This is a genomic window from Undibacterium sp. TJN25 (genome assembly GCF_049339885.1).
GTDB lineage: Bacteria > Pseudomonadota > Gammaproteobacteria > Burkholderiales > Burkholderiaceae_D > Undibacterium.
In genome coordinates this window covers 151,721-170,752 of record NZ_JBMPPM010000006.1, presented here as the reverse complement: position 1 = coordinate 170,752, position 19,032 = coordinate 151,721, and the positions used below count along the sequence as shown (strand labels likewise).

The window sequence follows — 19,032 nt, the reverse complement described above, 5'->3', positions numbered from 1 at the left end:
TATATCGAACTGCTCCGCCGTCCGCTATTCAAGCTGACATTCAATCCACATCTGCAAGCAAAGGCGCTTCACCCCTGCCCTGAATCGCAAGTGCAAATTATCGGTCATTTGTACTTGCAGTTAGCTACTCTATGGTTCGCAGCAAGAAATTAATTACACCATGTATAAAGTGAATTGTGCAAAAATCATTCTCATTTCAAGATTTTTAAATTGATTTAAATCTTGTTTGGAAATACCATTTCTCTTATACCCCGAATCTGCCGCCAGGCCTCCATAGTCGCTATGGGTAGCATCCTACAATCAACACGGGAACATACGTGGATCATCTCAATCTGGATATCTTTTGCGCTGTCGCGGCGGAGCTCAGCATCACGCGCGCTGCGCAGCGGCTGGGGCGTGCGCAATCGAATGTCACGACCCGCATCCAGCAACTGGAAGAAGAACTGGGCGTGGCGCTTTTTTTGCGCGACAACAAGCGCATGCGGCTGACGTCGCAGGGAGAACAATTCCTGTCGTATGCCAAAAGCCTGTTGGCCCTCGCCGAAGAAGCGCGCCAGGTGCTACATCCGACAGAGCCTGCCGGCATGTTGCGGCTGGGCTCCATGGAAAGCACCGCCGCGAGCCGTTTGCCGGATGTGCTGGCGGAATATCACCGAACGTGGCCCAAGGTCAAATTGCGTTTGTCTACCGCGCCCTCCAGGCAATTGATGGAGGCGGTAATAAACCGCTCCATCGATTGCGCACTTCTGGCGCTGCCCCCTGGTGCGGAGTTTGACAGCCCGGACAGCCTGCGGGAGCTGGGCCTGCGCAGCCTCCCTGTATTTCATGAGGAACTGCTGTTGCTACTGCCGGCGGGCCACCCGCCCGTGCGCAAGCCGGAAGATGTCACAGTCCGGTCGCTGGCGGCCTTCCAGCAAGGATGCACCTACCGCACCGTCGCGGAAGACTGGTTTGCGGGAGTGCAAGGAAAGGGCGCAGATACCCTGGACATACAGGAAGTCGGCTCCTACCACGCCAAGCTGGCCTGCGTTGCATCAGGCGCCTGCATCAGCGTCGTGCCCAGGAGCGTGCTTGAACTGGTGGGCAAACCGCCTGCGCTGTGCCAGTTGCCGATTGCCGCCATCGATACGCTGCTCGTGAGGCGGGACGGATATGAAACCCCGGCATTCACTGCCTTGCGCGGCCTGCTGGAAAAGAACAAGGATCACTGAGGCCTGCTTCGGCCATTTATTCACCTACCTGTTCACCGCAGCAATGACGGTGACAAACGCTAAAGGAATAACCATGACAAGCGATCACCGTATTACTTCCCTGCTCGGCATTGAACTCCCCATCATCCAGGCACCGATGGCCGGCTCCGCTTTCGGCGACATGGCAGCGGCGGTGTCCGATGCAGGCGGGCTGGGTTCGCTGGCGTGCGCGAGCCTGAACGCGCAACAGATCCGCGACGAAATCACCGGCATCCGCAGCAAAACCGGCAAGCCGCTCAACCTGAATTTCTTTTGCCATACCAATGCGGTGTTTGATGAAGCGAAGGAAATGGCCTGGCGAAAAAAACTGGAAGCCTATTACGTTGAATTCGGCATCGACCCCAGCGGGCCTATCCCCAGCTCATCGCGTAACCCGTTTGACGAAGCGAGCTGCGAGATCGTCGAAGAGTTCAAGCCGGAGGTCGTCAGCTTCCACTTCGGCCTGCCCTCTGCCGCCTTGCTGGCGCGCGTCAAGGCAACCGGGGCCAAGGTGCTGTCTTCCGCCACCTCCGTCGATGAAGCGCTGTGGCTGGAAGAGCGCGGCTGCGACGCCATTATTGCGCAAGGCTTCGAGGCTGGCGGCCACCGGGGCATTTTCCTGTCGGACGATATTTATTCGCAGGTGGGAACCATCGCGCTCGTGCCGCAAATCGCCGATGCAGTGAAGGTGCCTGTCATCGCTTCCGGCGGCATCTCGGATGCACGCGGGATACGCGCGGCCTTCGCGCTCGGCGCTTCCGCAGTGCAGCTGGGCACGGCTTACCTATTCACTCCCGAGGCACGGATTTCCGCCCCCTACCGGCAGGCACTCAGAAATACCAGGGACAACCAGACTACGCTGACCAACCTGTTCACCGGGCGCCCGGCGCGCGGCATCATCAACCGCATCATCAGGGAAGCCGGGCCGATCTCGCCAATGGCGCCGCAATTTCCGCTTGCCGGCGGCGCGCTGCTGCCTTTAAAAGGCGTAGTTGAAAAACAGGGATCGGGCGACTTCAGTTCGCTGTGGTCGGGCCAGGCGGCCCGTCTGTGCAAGGAACTGCCGGCCGGCGAGCTGACCAGGTATCTGGCCAGGGAAGCGGGTCTTTTGTAAACCTTGCAAAGATCCTTGGCGGCATATCGATCAAGGATCAGCGAAGGAATAGCGAAGAAATAGCGAAGGAATAGATAAGGGTCAGACAAGGCAATGCAGAAGGAAAAATCGCGGGGCTGGCAAAACCGGAGTGTTGCCGGCCCCTGCGACATCGTACGCCACGCTGAATATCTGCTACGCCGCCTGCAGTTGCTTGAGCGCCGCCGCGAGCTTGGCGTCCAGCTGGTCAACATGCGTATAGCCGGGGCTGATCATCGCATAGTCATCGCCGTCTTGCAGCAGCAGCGCGGGGAAGCTGCTGATGCCCAGCGCGCGCACGTTGCGGAAGTCGGCCAGCGTGGCCGCAATCACTTCCGGGGATTTCCATTTTTCATGGAATTGTTCGGCGCTGACGGCATGCCCCAGCCCGCTCAATGCCTGGGCGGCAACTTGCGAAAGAACCTTGCCGCTGGTGGTGTCCAGCCCGTCTACATAGAACGCGTGCTGCAGCGCCCGGAAGACCACCAGCAGGTCCGCCTGCGGCGCCAGCATACGCGCAGCCACCACGGCGCGGCAGATGGGTTCGGTGTCGTAGATGAAGTTCTGGCGTGCCTGGAAGGCCTGGCGGTTAAACGGCAGCCCGCTGCTTTCTTCGACCCGCGCCCAGTGCTGCAGCCTGAACTGCTTGCCGGCATCGTCGAGGATGTCGGTAGCGCCTGCACGCACGCCGCCCAGCATGATCTCCAGCTGCAGTTCCGGATGGCGCTTGCTGAGTGCAGTCAGCTCCTTGCCAAAGCCGTAGCACCACGAGCACATGGGGTCGCCTGCAAAGACGAGCTTCATTTGCCACCCCCTGCTGCTTCGCGGGCTTCCCGCTCTCGCAGCATGAGCACGTTTTCCAGGCCCACGCCCCAGTTTTCCATTTCCACTTCGTCGATGACGACAAAGGTGGAAGACGGCTTCTTGTTCAGCACGCGGGTAAGCAGGTTGGTCACGCCCTGGATCAGTTCCAGTTTCTGGGCGGCAGTTACGCCTTCGTTGGTGACTTTGATATTGACATAAGGCATTTCAGTTCTCCTAGTGGTTGGCAGCGGTGCGAACTAGATGGCTAGCAGCGGTGCTGCATAAGTTTTATTGACGATCTGCCACCCGGCCTCACGGTGGGCAAGCGTCAGGTACAGGCAGTACTCAAAACCCAGCATCGGCGAATACAGGCGCGCGCTGGCGATATCCCCCATGACATCGATACCGAGGGTTTTCATGCGGAAAGGCTCGTTCAGCTCTTTCGGGCTTTTACGGGCTGCGACGCCTTCCAGGTACACGGAAATGGGCTTGTGGTGATGTAGCCCGTTCACCTCGCCAAAGACCTGGGCATGCGGATCGAACAAGGATTGCAACAGACCGGTGTTGCCGGTATAGACGCCGGTGAAATAGTCGTCGATCAGTTTCAATACTTCTTCATGCGCCGCCATGTGCTCTCTCCTTGATTTCCCCGCCGGCCATTCACTTGCTTAGGCCAACCGGGGATTACCGGCATCCTCTTCGACACCATGGAATGCACTATACTTATGCTCGCGCACGCGATAAATACACGTTCCGGCAATTTACCTGATACGTGATGTAATGAATGGAGAGAAGCATGAAGCGGAATTTTGATGACATGATGCTCGGCAGCATAGAGTTGTTTTGCCTGGCGGCCGAGCTGAGCAACTTCACCGCGGCCGCAACGGCGGCAGGCGTGACTGCCGCCGCGGTGAGCCGCTCCATAGGCCGGCTGGAGGAAAGGCTGGGCGTGCGCCTGTTTGTCCGTACCACGCGGCAAATACGCCTGACCGAGGGTGGAAGAGTCTATTTCGAGCAATGCCGACAAGCGCTGTCGCAGCTGGTGGAGGCAGAACGCGAAATTACCGGTGGGCAGACTTCGCCTTCCGGCTTATTGCGCATCAGCGTGCCAACGCCGTATGGCCATTACCGGCTGCTGCCTGTCCTGCCCGAGTTCAAGGCGCTTTACCCGGATGTGCAGCTGGATATCCATATCAGCAACCGCAATATCGATTTTGCGGATGAACGCTACGATCTGGCGATACGCGGCAGATCTCCGTCAGACTCCAACCTGATCGCCCGCAAGCTGGAAGATGCAGAGCTGGTGCTGGTGGCCTCTCCCGCCTACCTGAAGCGCGCAGGCGCGCCCAAAAGTCTTGATGACCTGCTCAAGCACGAATGCATACAGTTTGAGTTGCCAAGCAACGGCCGCCCTATTCCGTGGATATTTAACGTCGATGGCGAGGCCGTGGATTTCATGACGGAAGGCTCCTACTGCTGCGGCGAGGATGTGCTGGGCATTGCCACCCTTGCGCGGCATGGCGCCGGCATCGTCCAGACCTATCGCTATATCGTGGAAAACGACCTGAAAAAAGGCGAACTGGTTGAACTGCTGCCTGAGTTTGGCGGCACCTCGCGCCCGTTCATACTGCTATATCCGCATGCGCGGCATCTGTCGCTGAAGGTGCGGACGCTGGTGGATTTCCTGGTCGAGAAGCTGGTGCGGCACTAGCGTGTGTTGAGATATAAACCTATGCGGCCAGGCATCCGCCGTAGCCTGGATGCAGCGCAGCGTAATCCGGGGCATGGCTCGCAGGCGAGCCTTTCAGCTCCGATCATTGCGCAAGCCTTGCAGTTGCAGGTGCCGGCATCTGTTCTGGGATTTGGATTCGCTCCCGGATTGCGCTACGATGTATCCGGGCTACTTTTCTCTTTTTTGGGAAAGCGTGGACGCTAGCTTTCAAGCTTCGCATGGCGCTTGACGGGTGCAGCACGGCGTGCGGGTTTCATCAGCGTTGCCAGTTTTTTCTCGAACAGGTTCAGTGCGGAGGAATTCTGGTCCTTGCGTGCAACCAGATAAGTCGTGCGTAGCCGGTACTTGCCGCCGATGGCATGCGAGCATAGCGCAAGCGATGCGGCAGCCGTGTCCAGCACGGACTTGGGCACCACGGCAAACCCCGCGCCGGCTGCCACGCATGCCAGCATGCCGTGATAACTGCCCAGCTCCAGCACCCGCCGCGGTCTTACCTGGTTTTCCAGCAGCCAGGTTTCCACGCAGGAGCGGTAAGCACAGCCGGCCTCAAAGGCGATTAGCGTCTGCTCCCGCAATAGCGAAAGATCGCCGACGCGGCTCAGCGAGGCAGGCGTCACCAGCAGCAGTTCCTCGTCAAACGCTTTCATCGTGCGGTAATCATCCCCGTCTATCGGGCCGGCAACGAAGGCGCAATCGATCTTGCAGGCGTTCACCTGGTCCAGCAGGCTTCTGGTGGTGCCGGTCGTCAGCTCAATTTCTATTCCCGGGAACTCCAGGTGGAATTGCGCCAGCATCGCAGGCAGCCTCACTGCCGCCGTGCTTTCCATGGCGCCTATGCGCAGCGTGCCCAGCAGCGTCTTGCCGGAGACAACGGCCTGCGCTTCCTCCGCCAGCGCCAGGAGCCGATCGGCATATTCCATTAGTTGGCGCCCTTGCGCCGTCAGCGTCATGCGGCGCTTTTCGCGCACGAAAAGCTGCACGCCTATTTTTTCTTCCAGCTGCTGCAGGCGGGTGGTGACATTCGATTGCACGCGGTGCAATTGTTCTGCCGCACGCGAAACGCTGCCGGTGGCTGCGACTGCCTGAAAGATTTTAAGCTCGGAAAGATCCATCTCTTTTAAGAATAGTTTTGATCAGAATAATTCATTTTACAGGATATTGAATGTCGCGCATGATCGCTGATGTCAACTAGCGCATAGGTGAAGCCAGACGTGGATTAGATGGCCGGAATAGGCAAAAGGATCATGAAAATCCGATTATTGATTACCAAACACAATAAAAATCGGACATTAACAGTACATTTATTCCTTCATGTAACAACAGAAAGTAGCCATGCCGCCTTTATCCCAAGCCGGGCTGGACGTAAAGTTTGCTTCAACAGAGCGCCTCACCGGGCTTCTGGGCAAACCTTAAACCAAATTGGAGAATCAATCATGTCAACCCAACGTAAAACAGTCATCGTCACCGGCGCTTCACAAGGCATAGGCGCCAGCGTCGTAAGAGGCTTCCTGGCACGCGGCTACAACGTCGTCGCCAACTCGCGCAATATCAGCAAATCGGGCGCCTTTGCAGCGGCAGAAAACCTGGCCCTGGTGGATGGCGATATCAGCCAGTTTGCCACTGCGCAAAAATTGGTGGAAACCGCCGTCGGCAAATTCGGCTCGGTCGATGCGCTGGTCAATAACGCCGGCATCTTTTTTACAAAACCTTTCACCGACTTCACGCCTGAAGACTTCAGGTCGCTGGTCGCAACCAACCTGGAAGGCTATCTGTATGTCACGCAACTGACGGTCAAGCAGATGCTGGCGCAAAAAACCGGCGGCAGCATCACCGGTATCACGACCAGCCTGGTGGAAAATCCTATTGCCGGCATCACAGCATCTGTGCCGATGATCACCAAGGGCGGCCTGGAATCGCTGACCCGCAGCCTGGCAAGCGAATATGCGAAGGAAGGCATACGCGTGAACGCCGTTGCGCCGGGTATCGTCGATACGCCTATGCATAAAGACAATCCTAAGGATTTCCTGAAATCCCTGTCGCCTATGGGCGTGATCTCGTCTGCCGAAGACATCGCCAGCGCCGTGCTGTATCTGGCCGAAGCAAAAACAGTCACCGGCGAAGTCATCCACGTGGACGGCGGCTCGCACTCCGGAAAATGGTAATCCGTCATATTCAATAGCCGATAGCCGCTGCTGAACTGGCGAACCCGGCGCACCTGGTGCAATCGCGCCGGGTTCGCCGGCCCCTTCAATAGCCGCCCGGCCCGATCAACACACTCAATTCACTCAAGACATTCACAGAAACCTGATGAGCTTTATCTGATTCACTCTAGCAGCTTTGCACCACCGTCATTTCGCCACCCCGGGAACCTATCATGGCCAATATCTCCGTCTCCAGCCCCACTGAGCGCGTCCTTGAAGACGCGCAATCCTATGCAGGGCGGAATAGCCAGCACTGGAAACGGAACCTGGCAGTCTGCGTATTCGGCTCCTTTACCACACTGGTCAGCCTGACGCTGCTGCTGCCTTTCCTGCCGATTTACGTGGAAGAACTGGGTATCAAAGACAGCGCTTCCATCGTCCAGTGGTCCGGACTGGCCTTCGGCGCCACCTTTCTGGCCACCGGCCTGACCGCGCCGCTGTGGGGTCATTTAAGCGACCGCTTCGGCCGCAAGCCCATGCTGGTGCGGGCGGCGCTGGGCATGGCGGCTGTCATGCCGCTGATAGGCATGGCCCACAATGTCTACCAGCTGACGCTGCTGCGCTTCGTCGCAGGATTGATAGGCGGCTATGCCTCGTCCTCCACGCTGCTCGTTGCCACGCAAACCCCGCGCGACCGGGCGGGATGGGCGCTGGGGATATTGTCCACCGGCGCACTGGCAGGAACCATGATAGGCCCATTGGTCGGCGGCATACTGCCTGGACTGATAGGGATACGGCATACCTTCTTTTTCTCCGGCGGCATGATCGCCATTGCCGCACTGGCCACCATTTTCCTGGTCAAGGAAGACTTCGTCAGAAAACCAAAGACCGTACATCCAAAACAGGCAATCGCCATCAGCACGCTGGGCCCGGCCGCGCTCGTCGTGGCGGCAATGTTTTGCACCGCGATGCTGGTCCTGTTCGCCAACATGTCCATTGAACCCATCATCACCGTCTATCTCGGCGTGCTGCAGGTCAGCCGCGGATCGGTCGTTCTGGATGCCGGCCTGGTGATGGCGGCATCGGCCTTCGGCAGCATCCTCATGGCCGCGCGCCTCGGCCGCCTTGCCGACCGCATCGGCGGCTGGAAAGTCATTATCTATTGCCTGGCCGCGACCTGCGTTGTGATGATTCCGCAAGCTTTCGTGACGAGCTGGTGGCAGCTTGCAGCGTTGCGCTTCCTGATGGGAATGGCGTTGGCCGGCCTGCTGCCGGCCGTTGCAAAAGTGCTGCGGCAAACCGTGCCTGACGCGGCGCTCGGCAAGGTGCTCGGTTATTCACAATCGGCCCAGTATGCCGGGCAGGTGCTGGGCCCGCTGGCCGGTGGCGCCATCGGCGGGCTGATCGGCATGCGTTCGGTGTTCCTGGTGACCAGTGCACTGCTACTGATAGGCGCCGCCTTGAATCAGTGGGCCAGCCACTACGTCAGCCGCGCAGTCTTGAAAGAAACCGTTTGATGTGGAATCACTGGGTGGTTGATAGTCGGTTGATGATTGGTTGATGCTTGCTTGATGGATTCGCTTAACAAAGAGACATAGGATGAAAAACCCGCACAGTAAAGTTTTTTTGATCACCGGAGTCAGTTCCGGCCTGGGCCGCGCTTTTGCCGACGCCGCGCTGGCGGCCGGCCATGTCGTCGTGGGAACAGTCCGCAATGCGGCCGCGGCAACCGAGTTCGAGGCAGGCAATCCGAGCCGAGCAAGATCCGTCGTGCTGGACGTCACCGACTTTGACGACGCGGCCCCGGCGGTTGAAAAAATAATCCGGGACGTCGGCCCGATTGATGTGCTGGTCAACAATGCCGGCTACGGGCATGAAGGCACATTGGAAGAATCTCCCTTGCTGGAAATGCAGCGGCAATTTGATGTCAACGTCTTCGGCGCGGTAGCAATGATCAAGGCCGTGCTGCCGGGAATGCGTACGCAGCGCAGCGGCCACATCATCAATATCACATCGATGGCAGGACTGGTGGCATTTCCCGGCATCGCTTATTACGCCAGCAGCAAATTCGCGCTGGAAGGAATATCGGAAGTCCTGGGGGAGGAAGTCGGACACTTCGGCATCAAGGTAACCGCGTTCGAGCTCGGCTCTTTCCGGACCGACTGGGCTGGCCGCTCCATGGTCAGGACCGGCCGCAGCATCACCGACTACGACCGCCTATTTAATCCGCTCCGGCGTGCAAGGGCGGCGAAGAGCGGAAAGCAGATCGGCGATCCTGCGAAAGCCGCACAGGCATTGTTGAAGATAGTTGAAACAGAACATCCTCCTGCCCACCTGGTGCTCGGCAGCGACGCCATCACGCTTGTACGCCAGAAAATTGCCGGGCTCAGCCGTGAAATAGACCAGTGGGAAGAACTGTCCCTCTCTACCGATTTCAGTTGAAAGGATCAGCCCATGTCCTCCCTTGCATCAGAAGCCATCAACGAAGCAGCGCCCGCCAGTGTGTGGAGGGCGATTTTTGCAGGCTTGTCGGCGAGCTTCATCGGCATCGGCCTCGCGCGCTTTGCCTATACGCCGCTGCTTCCCGCCCTGATCGACGCGCACTGGTTTTCCGCTTCCGACGCCGTGTACCTGGGGGCTGCCAATCTGGCCGGCTACCTGCTCGGCGCCATCGCCGGGCGGCCGCTGGCAGCGCGTATGAACAATGTGCACGTGCTGCGCGCCATGAAGGTGCTGGTTGCACTGGCTTTTTTTGCCTGCGCATTTCCCGTCAGTTTCAGCTGGTTCTTTGCCTGGCGCCTGCTGTCGGGCCTGGCCGGCGGCGCCATCATGGTACTGGTTGCGGCAACCGTGCTGCCACATGTGCCTGAAAGCCGCAAAGGCATCGTCAGCGGCGCGATCTTCCTGGGCATCGGTCTGGGCGTGGCGGCGTCCGGCACCATCGTGCCGCTGCTGCTGACACTGGGGCTGCGCGCCACCTGGATGGGGCTGGGGGTGATTTGCGTGGTATTGACCGCCGCCAACTGGAGCGGCTGGCCCCAGGGCAAGGAGGCCGCCGCACCTACTAAGGCCGCTGCAAAAAATTCCGCAGGTGCCGGCGCTGCATCCAATTTCGCCAATTTCTCCATTATCTACCTTGTCTATGCGCTGATGGCGGCCGGCCTGGTTCCGGCCATGGTGTTCCTGGTGGATTTCGTCGCGCGGGGGTTGGGCGCAGGCACGCACCTGTCTTCCATTTTCTGGGTACTGTATGGCGTAGGCGCCATCATAGGGCCTCCGTCGTACGGCTTTTTTGTGGACCGCTTCGGCGCAAAACCTGCCGTGCGGGCAGTCTTGTTGCTGCAGGCGCTGGCGATCCTGGGTCTGGCCCTCTTGAGCGACCGCCTGCTGATCGCCGCGCTGACCATCGTTGCCGGCACCTTCCCTTCCGGTATCGTGCCCCTGGTCCTCGCATGGATCCGGGAAAAAGCGCCCGGCAACGGCGCCCTGCAAAATGTCGCGTGGAGCAAGGCGACCATCTTTTTCGCCGCATTGCAGGCCGCAGCCGGCTATGCCTATTCGGCCATCTTTGCCTACAGCGGCGGCAACCATCGGCTGCTGTTTGAAATAGCGGCAGCGGCGCTCATGCTGGCACTTTTTGCTGAAGTGCTTGTTTCATTCCTGAGATCCAGGTCAGCCCTAAAAAATGCCCATGGAGAATAGTTGAGCTCCTACAAATTTTCGCCTCTGTAAAAACAGCGGGATACGCAGCTGCAACAAAATGCGGCAGTGAAACTATTTTAAAAAAATATCCGCACTATCTGTCACAAAACGCTGGAACCACACGTCTTACGGGTATGGAAGGCACACAGGGTGTCTTCCGACATTCCCTGAAAGGCTTACCATGTCCCACTCTGCCCGCATCCCCTTCTTCCAGCTCGCCCCGGCCAACCTGAAGGCGATGATCAACCTGTCCGGCTCCGTCAAGCAAAGCTCGCTCGGTGCGCGCCTGGTTGAGCTGGTCAACCTGCGCGTATCCCAGATCAACGGTTGCGGCGTCTGTGTCGATATGCACTGGCGCGACCTGGTCAAGCAGGGCGCCGACCAGCGCCACCTGAACTCCATCGCCGGCTGGCGCGAGTCGCCGTTCTTCAGTACGCGCGAGCGCGCCGCACTGGGCTGGGCCGAAGCCGTCAATGCATTGCCGCAGCGCGATGACACCGATACCGCCTTCGCCGAGCTGTCGCAGCATTTCAGTGAGAATGAAATTGCTGAGCTAGGCTATGCCATCTCCGTCATCAAAGGCTGGAACCTGCTGAACCTCAGCCTGCGCAACCAGATCCCTGAAGTACCTGCGCCCGGTTTCTAGGCATGGTGTCGCCGGGACCTGATCTGGCTTTGCCCGGTTAAAGGCGGCAATTGCCAGATCAAATGAACCGGCGCTGCTGATGCTGACGATGCATCCGCACCGGCGTGACAAATCACCGGAGTGCTTATTCCGCTCAGGAATAAGCACTATTACTTCCAGCTGTCTTCTTCATTGGAGAATTTTTCGCCAACATGATGACTTGTTCACCCACAGGAAATCATCATGCTGGAAGTTTATGCGTTTGCAACACCCAACAGTGTGCGTATCCCCATCGCCCTTGAGGAGCTCAATCTGCCTTATGAACTTAAATCTGTGAATGTCCGAAAAGGCGAACAGAAAACAGAGGCATTCCTCGCATTAAATCCAAATTCAAAAGTACCGGTGCTGGTCGACTCTGAAGCTGCCGATGGAAAGCCGTTTGTGCTGACGGAATCCGGCGCCATCCTGATTTATCTTGCGGAAAAAACGGGCAAGCTTTTGCCGGCTGATGGTGCAGGACGCTATCGTGTCTTTGAGCAGATTCTTTTTCATGGCACCGGCATCGGTCCAGCCTTAGGGCAAGCAGGGTACTTCCAGCGCCAGGCGCCCGAACCGGTTCCTTTTGCAATAGAACGTTTTCGTAACGAGGCTGCGCGCACGCTTCGCGTCCTGGACGGCGTTCTCGCAAAATCACGTTATGTCGCAGGAGACGACTACACGATCGCGGATATTGCACACTTCGGCTGGATGTGGCGTCGCGAGTTTGCCAATGTGGAGCTGACCGATACGCCCCATATTGCGCGTTGGTACGAGCAGATGATGACAAGGCCAGCCGTGATCCGAGCAATCGAGCGTGTGACTGCACTTACAGAATAATGGAAGAGATATCAATGAGAGGCGATGCGCGTTGAGAACGCCAGCGCAATCGTTGCCGCATTTGATTTCTTATATAATTCATTTCCATTTCCGGAAAAACCATGAATGACGACCCAATGCGCCCGATGAATCGACGCCAACTGTTTCAGGCCGGTGCCGCCATCGGCGTCGGCGCTGCGCTCTCCACTCTCCCGGCATCTGTACGCGCCAGCGATACCACGCCTCAAGAACCGGTGCCGGGAATCCGGCTCGCGGATACCGCGAATGATACGAATCCCCTACTCACTATCGAGCGTCGTGGTGATATCGTCTTGTTCGGCTTGAACCGTCCCGCTCAACAAAATAAAATTGATCCGGACACGTACGCTTTGCTGTCAAAAGCATATTTCCAGTTTGAACATGATGCATCTTTACGGGCAGCAGTATTATTTGGCCATGGCGATCATTTCTGCCAGGGCATAGACGTTCAGGCATTCGCTGCTGTCATTGGCGCAGGCGCCGACCAGGCAGCCAAGCCCGGCACTATCGAACCCTGGGGTAAAACCAGGCCAAGGCTCAGCAAGCCGGTGGTTGTCGCCGCGCACGGAAATACCTGGAATGTCGGCCATGAGCTTTTTCTTGCCTGCGATATCCGGATCGCTGCAGCGGACACCCGCTTTGCGCAGACGGAAAACGTCCATGCGCGCATGCCGGCCAGCGGCGCCACGATTCGTTTCGTGCGCGAAGCGGGCTGGGGCCAGGCGATGCGCTATCTGCTGACCGGCGACGGGTGGACTGCCCAGGAAGCACAACGCATGGGCACGGTGCAGGAGCTTGCCCCGAGCGCAGAAGCAGCCTTGCAGCTTGCTGTCGTGATCGCGACAAAAGTCGCCGCTTGCGCACCGCTGTCTATCAAAAATACACTGGCGTCGGCGCATTTGGCGATTGACGAGGGCGAGGAGAAAGCCTTTGCTCAATTACCGTTGCAGCGAGCCGCGCTGTACGCAACTGAAGATTTTAAAGAAGCGCTGAAGGCGGAACGGGAACACAGAGTGCCGACATACTACGGCAAGTGATCTTCCCGCGCTCTCAATACGATCTCCGCCCAGGCCGGAGATCAACGTGAAACATGGTGAAGCTACTCTCAGTCGTACGCTGCAGTTCGCTGCGATCCCTGGCATGCGGTAAGCCGTGGACTTTCAAACTGAAACTCATAGGAAAAAGATTTTTCTTGACGAAACGTCACCAATTTCGTGTGACATAAATTACAGGCCCTCTTACATCCTGCCACCCAGACTTCCTGAATCGATAATTTGCCTGTTTGCTCAATTCTATGTACCGCCGCCATGAGTTTTTGCTCTGCATGCACCACCCCACTCACTGTCTTCAAATCACCGGTATTTCCGGTCACCAGTATGGTCGTAATCTCCTTGCGATCGACTGAACCGATATTGGTTCCCGAACTCAGGTTCAGATGGCCCAACTCTTCGCTATGTTTCTTGTGCTTCAGCCGCTCCAAGGTATTTGCATCGAAAGCGCCCCGTAGATTGTTGTAGATGAGCTTTTTCGATCCGCTTCCTGGGCTGGGGAACAGGGCCCGTGACACGGCATCATCGAGAAGGGAGCTTCCCGTTGAACGTAACTCGTACTTGGTCTTCCAGCCCTCAGTCACATTGTCGTCATTATTGGCAATCAATAATATTGTACGTTGCGATGCAACAACCAGCATGCATTGCGTTTCGTCATTGCGCTCATTGTCAAGATTCAGATTCAGAGACACCGCACTCAGCGCTAATAATGTTCCACTCATATCCATCTCAAGCACTCACTTTCGGTCAGTAAAAATTGAAACAGGGAACTGCGGCGTCTCGGGTCTGCGGCGTGCACATAGTGGGCGGCGTATCGGCCCGGCGATAGCATTGAAGTCACCTATGCAGAAGCAAGGAACGGTCACAAAAATTGACATTTTAACACTTCGCACTAAAAGCCAAACACAATTCCCAAAGCCACTTTTGTCGTAGCTACCATATACAGCCCCTACATTAGTCCTGCGCAAAATCCGGCTTATGTGAACTCTTTAACAGAAGTCTGCGAACACCGCTGCTAAGCTTAGGTATTTGTCCTTCTTATGGAGCCCGTATGCCCAAAGCATCTTCAGATCCAAAACCATCCTGGCCGAATGCGCAGTTTGGCGGCCAGCAGAACTCGCCTTCTGCAAGCCAGACAGCGTCGGTGCGCGTCAAACGCGTGCATGAACATGAAACGTCGATACCGGGCGTGATTTCCAAGGTCGTCGAATTTGACCGCAAGTTCAGCGATACGCCCTACAGGGAAGCCCGCGTCAAGCGCAACAAGGAGCTGTAAGCAAGTTGCCGTGCGCAGCGTCGTAAGCCACCAGCATGCGTAGGGTGCGATAGCAAAGCGTATCGCACCGCTTTCATTCACAAGCAAGCGCCTGGTCTGGTCAATCGGCCTGGTACACACGGTGCAATACGCTTTGCTATTGCACCCTACTTTTCACCGGCGGCGTGCGTCGCCTGCAAAAGCCTGGGTTTATTCCAGCACCGGACGCCTTTCCTGCTTATAATCGGATCATTCCCTCTTCCCGGTAGCACACATGGCATTTTCCCTGGACAACCTGCTCGTCATCGGCATCTCTTCCCGCGCACTGTTCGATCTGGAAGCGGAAGAAACGATCTTCCAGAACGACGGCCTGGAAGCTTACCGGCAGCACCAGCTGGACAATGAAAACAATGTGCTGCAACCCGGCGCCGGTTTTGCGCTGGTGCGCGCCCTGCTGAAACTGAACGAACTGACGCCGAACCACCGCTTTGTCGAAGTGGTCATCATGTCGCGCAACTCGTCCGAAACCTCGCTGCGCATCTTCAATTCCATCCGCCACTACGGCCTGGACATCACCCGCGCGGCGCTGTCCGGTGGAGCGCCGCTGTCGCCCTACCTGGAAGCCTTCAACGTCAGCCTGTTCCTGTCGCTGCATGAAGATGATGTGCAGGCCGCCATCAACTCCGGCATTGCCTCGGCGCTGCTATACCAGATGCCCGACAATGCGATGGAAGACCTGGGCCAGATCCGCATCGCCTTCGACGGCGATGCCGTCATCTTCTCCGACGAGTCAGAACGCATCTTCCAGGAGCAGGGCATAGAAGCCTTTGAGCAGCATGAAAGGGAAAACGCGCTGAAGCCGCTACCGGAAGGCCCTTTCGCCCGGCTGCTGGTGGCGCTGTCCTATCTGCAGAATAATTTCAAGAGCGAAGACGGCCGCGCCTTCCCGCTGCGCACCGCCCTCGTCACCGCCCGCTCCTCCCCCGCACACGAACGCGTGATCCGCACGCTACGAGCCTGGAACATCGCCATCGACGAAACCTTTTTCATGGGGGGAGTCGCGAAATCAGCGGTACTGGCAGCATTCAAGCCGCACATGTTTTTTGATGACCAGCATGGACATTGCATACGGGCGGCTAGTTTTGTGCAAACTGGCAGGGTGCCGATTAAGCAGTGAGCTTTTGGCTTTGTGCAAGCGTGAATATGTCTGGATGAAACTATTACGTTTTTACTTCGTGGATGCACGTCGGGGTGGCCCGACAGCCACTCACTTTATTTTGCTTCGCCAAAATAAAGTAAGCAAACAAAAGGCGACCGCAGACTTGCCCTTCGGGTGATGAAGCAAAGCTTCATCACATTTTGCTGCATTACAAAAAATGGGAAACAGACGAAACTCGCCTGCGGCTCAAACAACGTCTGTTTCTGATCCATTTTCTGTAACGCACAAAATGCTGCGTCCCCAGCGGATTTAACGTCAAAAACAACCCCAACCGCCGCACCAGGCCAGCTTGGCTTTAGCAGATTAGTGCTATCAAAAATTGGAGAAGCTGGTTGCTGTTGCTGTTGCTGTTGCCCTTCATCCGCTCGGGACGCGGCATTTTGTGCGATACAGAAAATGGATCAGAAACAGACGTTGTTTGAGCGTAGCGAGTTTCGTCTGTTTCCCATTTTTTGTAGCGCACAAAATGTGATGGCACGCAGTGTCATCACCCGAAGGGCAAGTCTGCGGTCGCCTTCTTTTTGCTTACTTTTTCTTGGCGAAGCAAGAAAAAGTGAGTGGCTGCCGGGCCACCCCCGGCCTGTACCCACGAAGATCTAGGTGTAAAGATACCCAGACGTATTCCCGCCAAGAGAGCGTGAGTAGCCGCCGGGCTACCCCGGCCAGCAATCTAAAAACATCTGCTCACTCAAATAAACGAAATATTAAATAAAAAAAGCCGGGCTTCCAAAAAGGAACCCGGCTCTCATTCACAGGCAAGGCAGCCAAAGCCGCCAAGCGTAAAGCTTACCTTTGCGCTACCGCATCCACCACACACAAGGCCGTCATATTCACAATCCTGCGCACCGTAGCAGACGGTGTGAGGATGTGCACAGGCTTGGCGCAACCCAGCAGGATAGGACCGATGGCGATGTTGTTGCCGGCGGTGGTTTTCAGCAGGTTGTAGGAAATGTTGGCCGCATCGATATTCGGCATGACCAGCAGGTTGGCATCGCCGGTCAGCGTGGTGCTTGGCATCATTTTCTTACGGTAGGACGCATCCAGCGCGGTGTCGCCGTGCATTTCACCGTCGACTTCCAGGTCTGGCGCATCGCGTTTGATGATCTCCAGCGCGGCGCGCATTTTCTTGGCGGATTCGCTGTCGCTGGAACCGAAGTTGGAATGCGACAGCAAGGCGGCGCGCGGCAGGATGCCGAAGCGGCGCATTTCTTCCGCAGCCAGGATCGTGATTTCCGCGATCTGTTCCGCAGTCGGGTTTTCGTTGACGTGGGTATCGACCAGCACAACCTGGCGATCCGGCAGGATCAGTGCATTCATTGCGGCGTAGACATTGACGCCTTCGCGCTTGCCCAGCACCTGGTTGATGTACTTCAGGTGCAGGCCGGTAGTGCCGAAAGTGCCGCAGATCATGCCGTCGGCATCGCCCTTGTGGATCATCATCGCGCCGATCAGCGAATGGCGGCGGCGCATTTCCAGCTTCGCGTATTCCTGCGTATTGCCCTGGCGGTTGGTCATGTTGTAGTAGGTCTGCCAGTAATCGCGATAGCGGTCGTCGTGCTCCGGATTGATGACTTCAAAATCCACGCCGGCACGCAGGCGCAGGCCGAATTTGACAATGCGTTCCGCCAGGATGTTGGGACGTCCGACCAGGATAGGCTTGGCCAGGTTTTCATCGACGATGACCTGCACGGCGCGCAGTACGCGCTCTTCTTCGCCTTCGGCGTAGACGATACGCTTGCGTTCTGTTTCGGCCTTCTTGGCGACCTGGAACAGCGGCTTCATGAAGGTGCCGCTGTGGTAGACAAACTGCTGCAGCTTGTCGACATACGCCTGCATGTCCTTGATAGGACGGGCGGCCACGCCGGATTCTTCCGCTGCCTTGGCAACTGCCGGCGCGATCTTGATCATCAGGCGCGGGTCGAACGGTTTAGGGATCAGGTATTCAGGGCCGAAGGACAGGTTGCTGATGCCATAGGCAGAAGCGACGACGTCGGACTGTTCCGCCTGCGCCAGTTCGGCAATCGCGTGCACAACGGCAATTTCCATCTCACGCGTGATCGTGGTCGCGCCGCAATCCAGCGCGCCGCGGAAAATATACGGGAAGCACAGCACGTTGTTGACCTGGTTCGGATAATCCGAACGGCCGGTTGCCATGATGGCGTCGTCGCGTACTGCCTTGACGTCTTCCGGCAGGATTTCCGGATTCGGGTTGGCCAGCGCCAGGATCAGCGGTTTGGCGGCCATCTTTTTGACCATGTCCTGCTTCAGCACGCCGCCGGCAGACAAGCCGAGGAAAACGTCGGCGCCGTCAATCACTTCCGCCAGGCTGCGCGCGGAAGTGTCCTGCGCAAAGCGTTCCTTGTCCGGGTCCATCAGTTCGACGCGTCCTTTGTAGACGACGCCGGCCAGGTCGGTGACAAAAATGTTTTCGATCGGGAAGCCGATATCGACGATCAGGTCCAGGCAGGCCAGCGCAGCAGCGCCCGCGCCGGAAACCACCAGCTTGCATTCCTTGATGCTCTTGCCGACCACTTTCAGTCCGTTCAGGATCGCCGCGCCGACGATGATCGCCGTGCCGTGCTGGTCATCATGGAAGACGGGAATCTTCATGCGGTCGCGCAGCTTGCGTTCTATATAGAAGCACTCCGGCGCCTTGATGTCTTCCAGGTTGATGCCGCCGAAAGTCGGTTCCAGCGAAGCGATGATATCCACCAGCTTGTCCGGGTCCAGCTCATTGATCTCGATGTCGAATACGTCGATGCCGGCAAATTTCTTGAACAGCACGCCCTTGCCTTCCATCACTGGCTTGGACGCCAGAGGGCCGATATTGCCCAGGCCCAGCACTGCGGTACCGTTGGTGATCACGCCCACCAGGTTGCCGCGCGCCGTGTATTTGAAGGCCGCGGCAGGATCGGCAACGATCTCTTCGCAAGGAGCCGCCACACCAGGGGAATACGCCAGGGCAAGATCACGTTGGTTCGTCAGTTGTTTGGTCGGCGTGACGCTGATTTTGCCGGGTGTCGGACACTCATGGTATTCCAAGGCTGCCTGACGTAACTGCTGACGCATTTGTTCTTTTTGATCTGCTGATGACGAATCCATGCTGAGGAACCTTCCTTCTTTTTGGCTTACTGAAAGCTTACGATTTTAACAGAGGGAGTCCTCTAACTTCATACGTATTTGTACGACTGCTATGACTTTTAAACATAAACAAATGCAATTTTTAGGAGTATCGGGAACTGGCATATAG

The 19,032-nt window shown here is 57.3% G+C and carries 18 protein-coding genes; 12 read left to right on the top strand and 6 right to left on the bottom strand.

Annotated elements, in window-relative coordinates:
• Nucleotides 1-317 precede the first annotated feature (317 nt).
• Together ACO0LO_RS16415 and ACO0LO_RS16410 are read left to right on the top strand one after the other, a co-directional pair.
• On the top strand, nt 318-1,211 hold the full coding sequence (locus tag ACO0LO_RS16415) for a LysR family transcriptional regulator (protein ID WP_422965361.1): 894 nt from the start codon (nt 318-320) through the stop codon (nt 1,209-1,211).
• Nucleotides 1,212-1,278: 67 nt separating this feature from the next.
• Entirely contained in the window at nt 1,279-2,343 is a 1,065-nt protein-coding gene (locus ACO0LO_RS16410; protein WP_422965886.1) for an NAD(P)H-dependent flavin oxidoreductase, read from the top strand.
• Nucleotides 2,344-2,517: 174 nt separating this feature from the next.
• On the opposite strand, the gene ACO0LO_RS16405 is transcribed toward ACO0LO_RS16410, so the two are convergent.
• The 3 genes from ACO0LO_RS16405 to ACO0LO_RS16395 are packed head-to-tail and all read right to left on the bottom strand — an operon-like array spanning nt 2,518 to nt 3,794.
• Nucleotides 2,518-3,165 (bottom strand): DsbA family protein, encoded by a 648-nt coding sequence (locus tag ACO0LO_RS16405; RefSeq protein ID WP_422965359.1) that lies wholly within the window; start codon nt 3,163-3,165, stop codon nt 2,518-2,520.
• A complete protein-coding gene (locus ACO0LO_RS16400) occupies nt 3,162-3,389 on the bottom strand; it encodes a tautomerase family protein (protein WP_422965357.1) in 228 nt (75 codons plus the stop codon). Before ACO0LO_RS16400 ends, ACO0LO_RS16405 begins: the two co-directional genes overlap by 4 nt.
• 33 nt (nt 3,390-3,422) lie before the next feature.
• Nucleotides 3,423-3,794 carry a nuclear transport factor 2 family protein gene (locus ACO0LO_RS16395; protein ID WP_422965355.1) on the bottom strand — a complete coding sequence of 124 codons (372 nt, stop codon included), beginning with the start codon at nt 3,792-3,794 and terminating at the stop codon, nt 3,423-3,425.
• 167 nt (nt 3,795-3,961) lie between these two features.
• Between ACO0LO_RS16395 and ACO0LO_RS16390 the strand changes: the two genes are divergently transcribed.
• The gene (locus tag ACO0LO_RS16390; protein ID WP_422965354.1) at nt 3,962-4,876 is read left to right on the top strand and encodes a LysR family transcriptional regulator; all 915 of its coding nucleotides are present in this window, start codon (nt 3,962-3,964) and stop codon (nt 4,874-4,876) included.
• Between the two features lie 221 nt (nt 4,877-5,097).
• On the opposite strand, the gene ACO0LO_RS16385 is transcribed toward ACO0LO_RS16390, so the two are convergent.
• A complete protein-coding gene (locus tag ACO0LO_RS16385) occupies nt 5,098-6,009 on the bottom strand; it encodes a LysR substrate-binding domain-containing protein (RefSeq protein ID WP_422965352.1) in 912 nt (303 codons plus the stop codon).
• Between the two features lie 321 nt (nt 6,010-6,330).
• Between ACO0LO_RS16385 and ACO0LO_RS16380 the strand changes: the two genes are divergently transcribed.
• The 7 genes from ACO0LO_RS16380 (at nt 6,331) to ACO0LO_RS16350 (ending at nt 13,296) form a co-directional block, all read left to right on the top strand.
• Nucleotides 6,331-7,059, top strand: a complete 729-nt coding sequence (locus ACO0LO_RS16380) for an SDR family NAD(P)-dependent oxidoreductase (RefSeq protein WP_422965351.1) — start codon at nt 6,331-6,333, stop codon at nt 7,057-7,059.
• A gap of 212 nt (nt 7,060-7,271) precedes the next feature.
• A complete protein-coding gene (locus ACO0LO_RS16375; RefSeq protein WP_422965350.1) occupies nt 7,272-8,555 on the top strand; it encodes an MFS transporter in 1,284 nt (427 codons plus the stop codon).
• Nucleotides 8,556-8,637: 82 nt separating this feature from the next.
• Entirely contained in the window at nt 8,638-9,480 is an 843-nt protein-coding gene (locus ACO0LO_RS16370; RefSeq protein ID WP_422965348.1) for an oxidoreductase, read from the top strand.
• Nucleotides 9,481-9,492: 12 nt separating this feature from the next.
• Nucleotides 9,493-10,740, top strand: a complete 1,248-nt coding sequence (locus tag ACO0LO_RS16365) for a YbfB/YjiJ family MFS transporter (RefSeq protein ID WP_422965346.1) — start codon at nt 9,493-9,495, stop codon at nt 10,738-10,740.
• 181 nt (nt 10,741-10,921) lie between these two features.
• Entirely contained in the window at nt 10,922-11,386 is a 465-nt protein-coding gene (locus ACO0LO_RS16360) for a carboxymuconolactone decarboxylase family protein (protein ID WP_422965344.1), read from the top strand.
• 222 nt (nt 11,387-11,608) lie between these two features.
• Entirely contained in the window at nt 11,609-12,241 is a 633-nt protein-coding gene (locus ACO0LO_RS16355) for a glutathione S-transferase family protein (protein WP_422965342.1), read from the top strand.
• Nucleotides 12,242-12,342: 101 nt separating this feature from the next.
• Entirely contained in the window at nt 12,343-13,296 is a 954-nt protein-coding gene (locus tag ACO0LO_RS16350; RefSeq protein ID WP_422965340.1) for a crotonase/enoyl-CoA hydratase family protein, read from the top strand.
• 68 nt (nt 13,297-13,364) lie between these two features.
• Here the strand turns inward: ACO0LO_RS16350 and ACO0LO_RS16345 are convergent, their stop codons facing one another.
• Nucleotides 13,365-14,030: a hypothetical protein gene (locus tag ACO0LO_RS16345; protein WP_422965338.1), complete on the bottom strand. Its 666-nt coding sequence runs from the start codon at nt 14,028-14,030 to the stop codon at nt 13,365-13,367.
• 329 nt (nt 14,031-14,359) lie between these two features.
• Between ACO0LO_RS16345 and ACO0LO_RS16340 the strand changes: the two genes are divergently transcribed.
• On the top strand, nt 14,360-14,584 hold the full coding sequence (locus ACO0LO_RS16340) for a hypothetical protein (RefSeq protein WP_422965337.1): 225 nt from the start codon (nt 14,360-14,362) through the stop codon (nt 14,582-14,584).
• 253 nt (nt 14,585-14,837) lie between these two features.
• Nucleotides 14,838-15,740 (top strand): 5'-nucleotidase, encoded by a 903-nt coding sequence (locus ACO0LO_RS16335; protein WP_422965335.1) that lies wholly within the window; start codon nt 14,838-14,840, stop codon nt 15,738-15,740.
• Between the two features lie 828 nt (nt 15,741-16,568).
• On the opposite strand, the gene ACO0LO_RS16330 is transcribed toward ACO0LO_RS16335, so the two are convergent.
• On the bottom strand, nt 16,569-18,884 hold the full coding sequence (locus ACO0LO_RS16330; RefSeq protein ID WP_422965333.1) for an NADP-dependent malic enzyme: 2,316 nt from the start codon (nt 18,882-18,884) through the stop codon (nt 16,569-16,571).
• Between the last annotated feature and the right edge of the window lie 148 nt (nt 18,885-19,032).

Bases quoted from the DNA above. Each gene is read 5' to 3' on its own strand.
- ACO0LO_RS16365 (WP_422965346.1), top strand. From the start codon at position 9,493: ATGTCCTCCCTTGCATCAGAAGCCATCAACGAAGCAGCGCCCGCCAGT.
- ACO0LO_RS16345 (WP_422965338.1), bottom strand. From the start codon at position 14,030: ATGAGTGGAACATTATTAGCGCTGAGTGCGGTGTCTCTGAATCTGAAT.
- ACO0LO_RS16360 (WP_422965344.1), top strand. From the start codon at position 10,922: ATGTCCCACTCTGCCCGCATCCCCTTCTTCCAGCTCGCCCCGGCCAAC.
- ACO0LO_RS16355 (WP_422965342.1), top strand. From the start codon at position 11,609: ATGCTGGAAGTTTATGCGTTTGCAACACCCAACAGTGTGCGTATCCCC.
- ACO0LO_RS16370 (WP_422965348.1), top strand. From the start codon at position 8,638: ATGAAAAACCCGCACAGTAAAGTTTTTTTGATCACCGGAGTCAGTTCC.
- ACO0LO_RS16330 (WP_422965333.1), bottom strand. From the start codon at position 18,884: ATGGATTCGTCATCAGCAGATCAAAAAGAACAAATGCGTCAGCAGTTA.
- ACO0LO_RS16390 (WP_422965354.1), top strand. From the start codon at position 3,962: ATGAAGCGGAATTTTGATGACATGATGCTCGGCAGCATAGAGTTGTTT.
- ACO0LO_RS16375 (WP_422965350.1), top strand. From the start codon at position 7,272: ATGGCCAATATCTCCGTCTCCAGCCCCACTGAGCGCGTCCTTGAAGAC.
- ACO0LO_RS16400 (WP_422965357.1), bottom strand. From the start codon at position 3,389: ATGCCTTATGTCAATATCAAAGTCACCAACGAAGGCGTAACTGCCGCC.
- ACO0LO_RS16385 (WP_422965352.1), bottom strand. From the start codon at position 6,009: ATGGATCTTTCCGAGCTTAAAATCTTTCAGGCAGTCGCAGCCACCGGC.
- ACO0LO_RS16340 (WP_422965337.1), top strand. From the start codon at position 14,360: ATGCCCAAAGCATCTTCAGATCCAAAACCATCCTGGCCGAATGCGCAG.
- ACO0LO_RS16335 (WP_422965335.1), top strand. From the start codon at position 14,838: ATGGCATTTTCCCTGGACAACCTGCTCGTCATCGGCATCTCTTCCCGC.
- ACO0LO_RS16380 (WP_422965351.1), top strand. From the start codon at position 6,331: ATGTCAACCCAACGTAAAACAGTCATCGTCACCGGCGCTTCACAAGGC.
- ACO0LO_RS16350 (WP_422965340.1), top strand. From the start codon at position 12,343: ATGAATGACGACCCAATGCGCCCGATGAATCGACGCCAACTGTTTCAG.
- ACO0LO_RS16405 (WP_422965359.1), bottom strand. From the start codon at position 3,165: ATGAAGCTCGTCTTTGCAGGCGACCCCATGTGCTCGTGGTGCTACGGC.
- ACO0LO_RS16395 (WP_422965355.1), bottom strand. From the start codon at position 3,794: ATGGCGGCGCATGAAGAAGTATTGAAACTGATCGACGACTATTTCACC.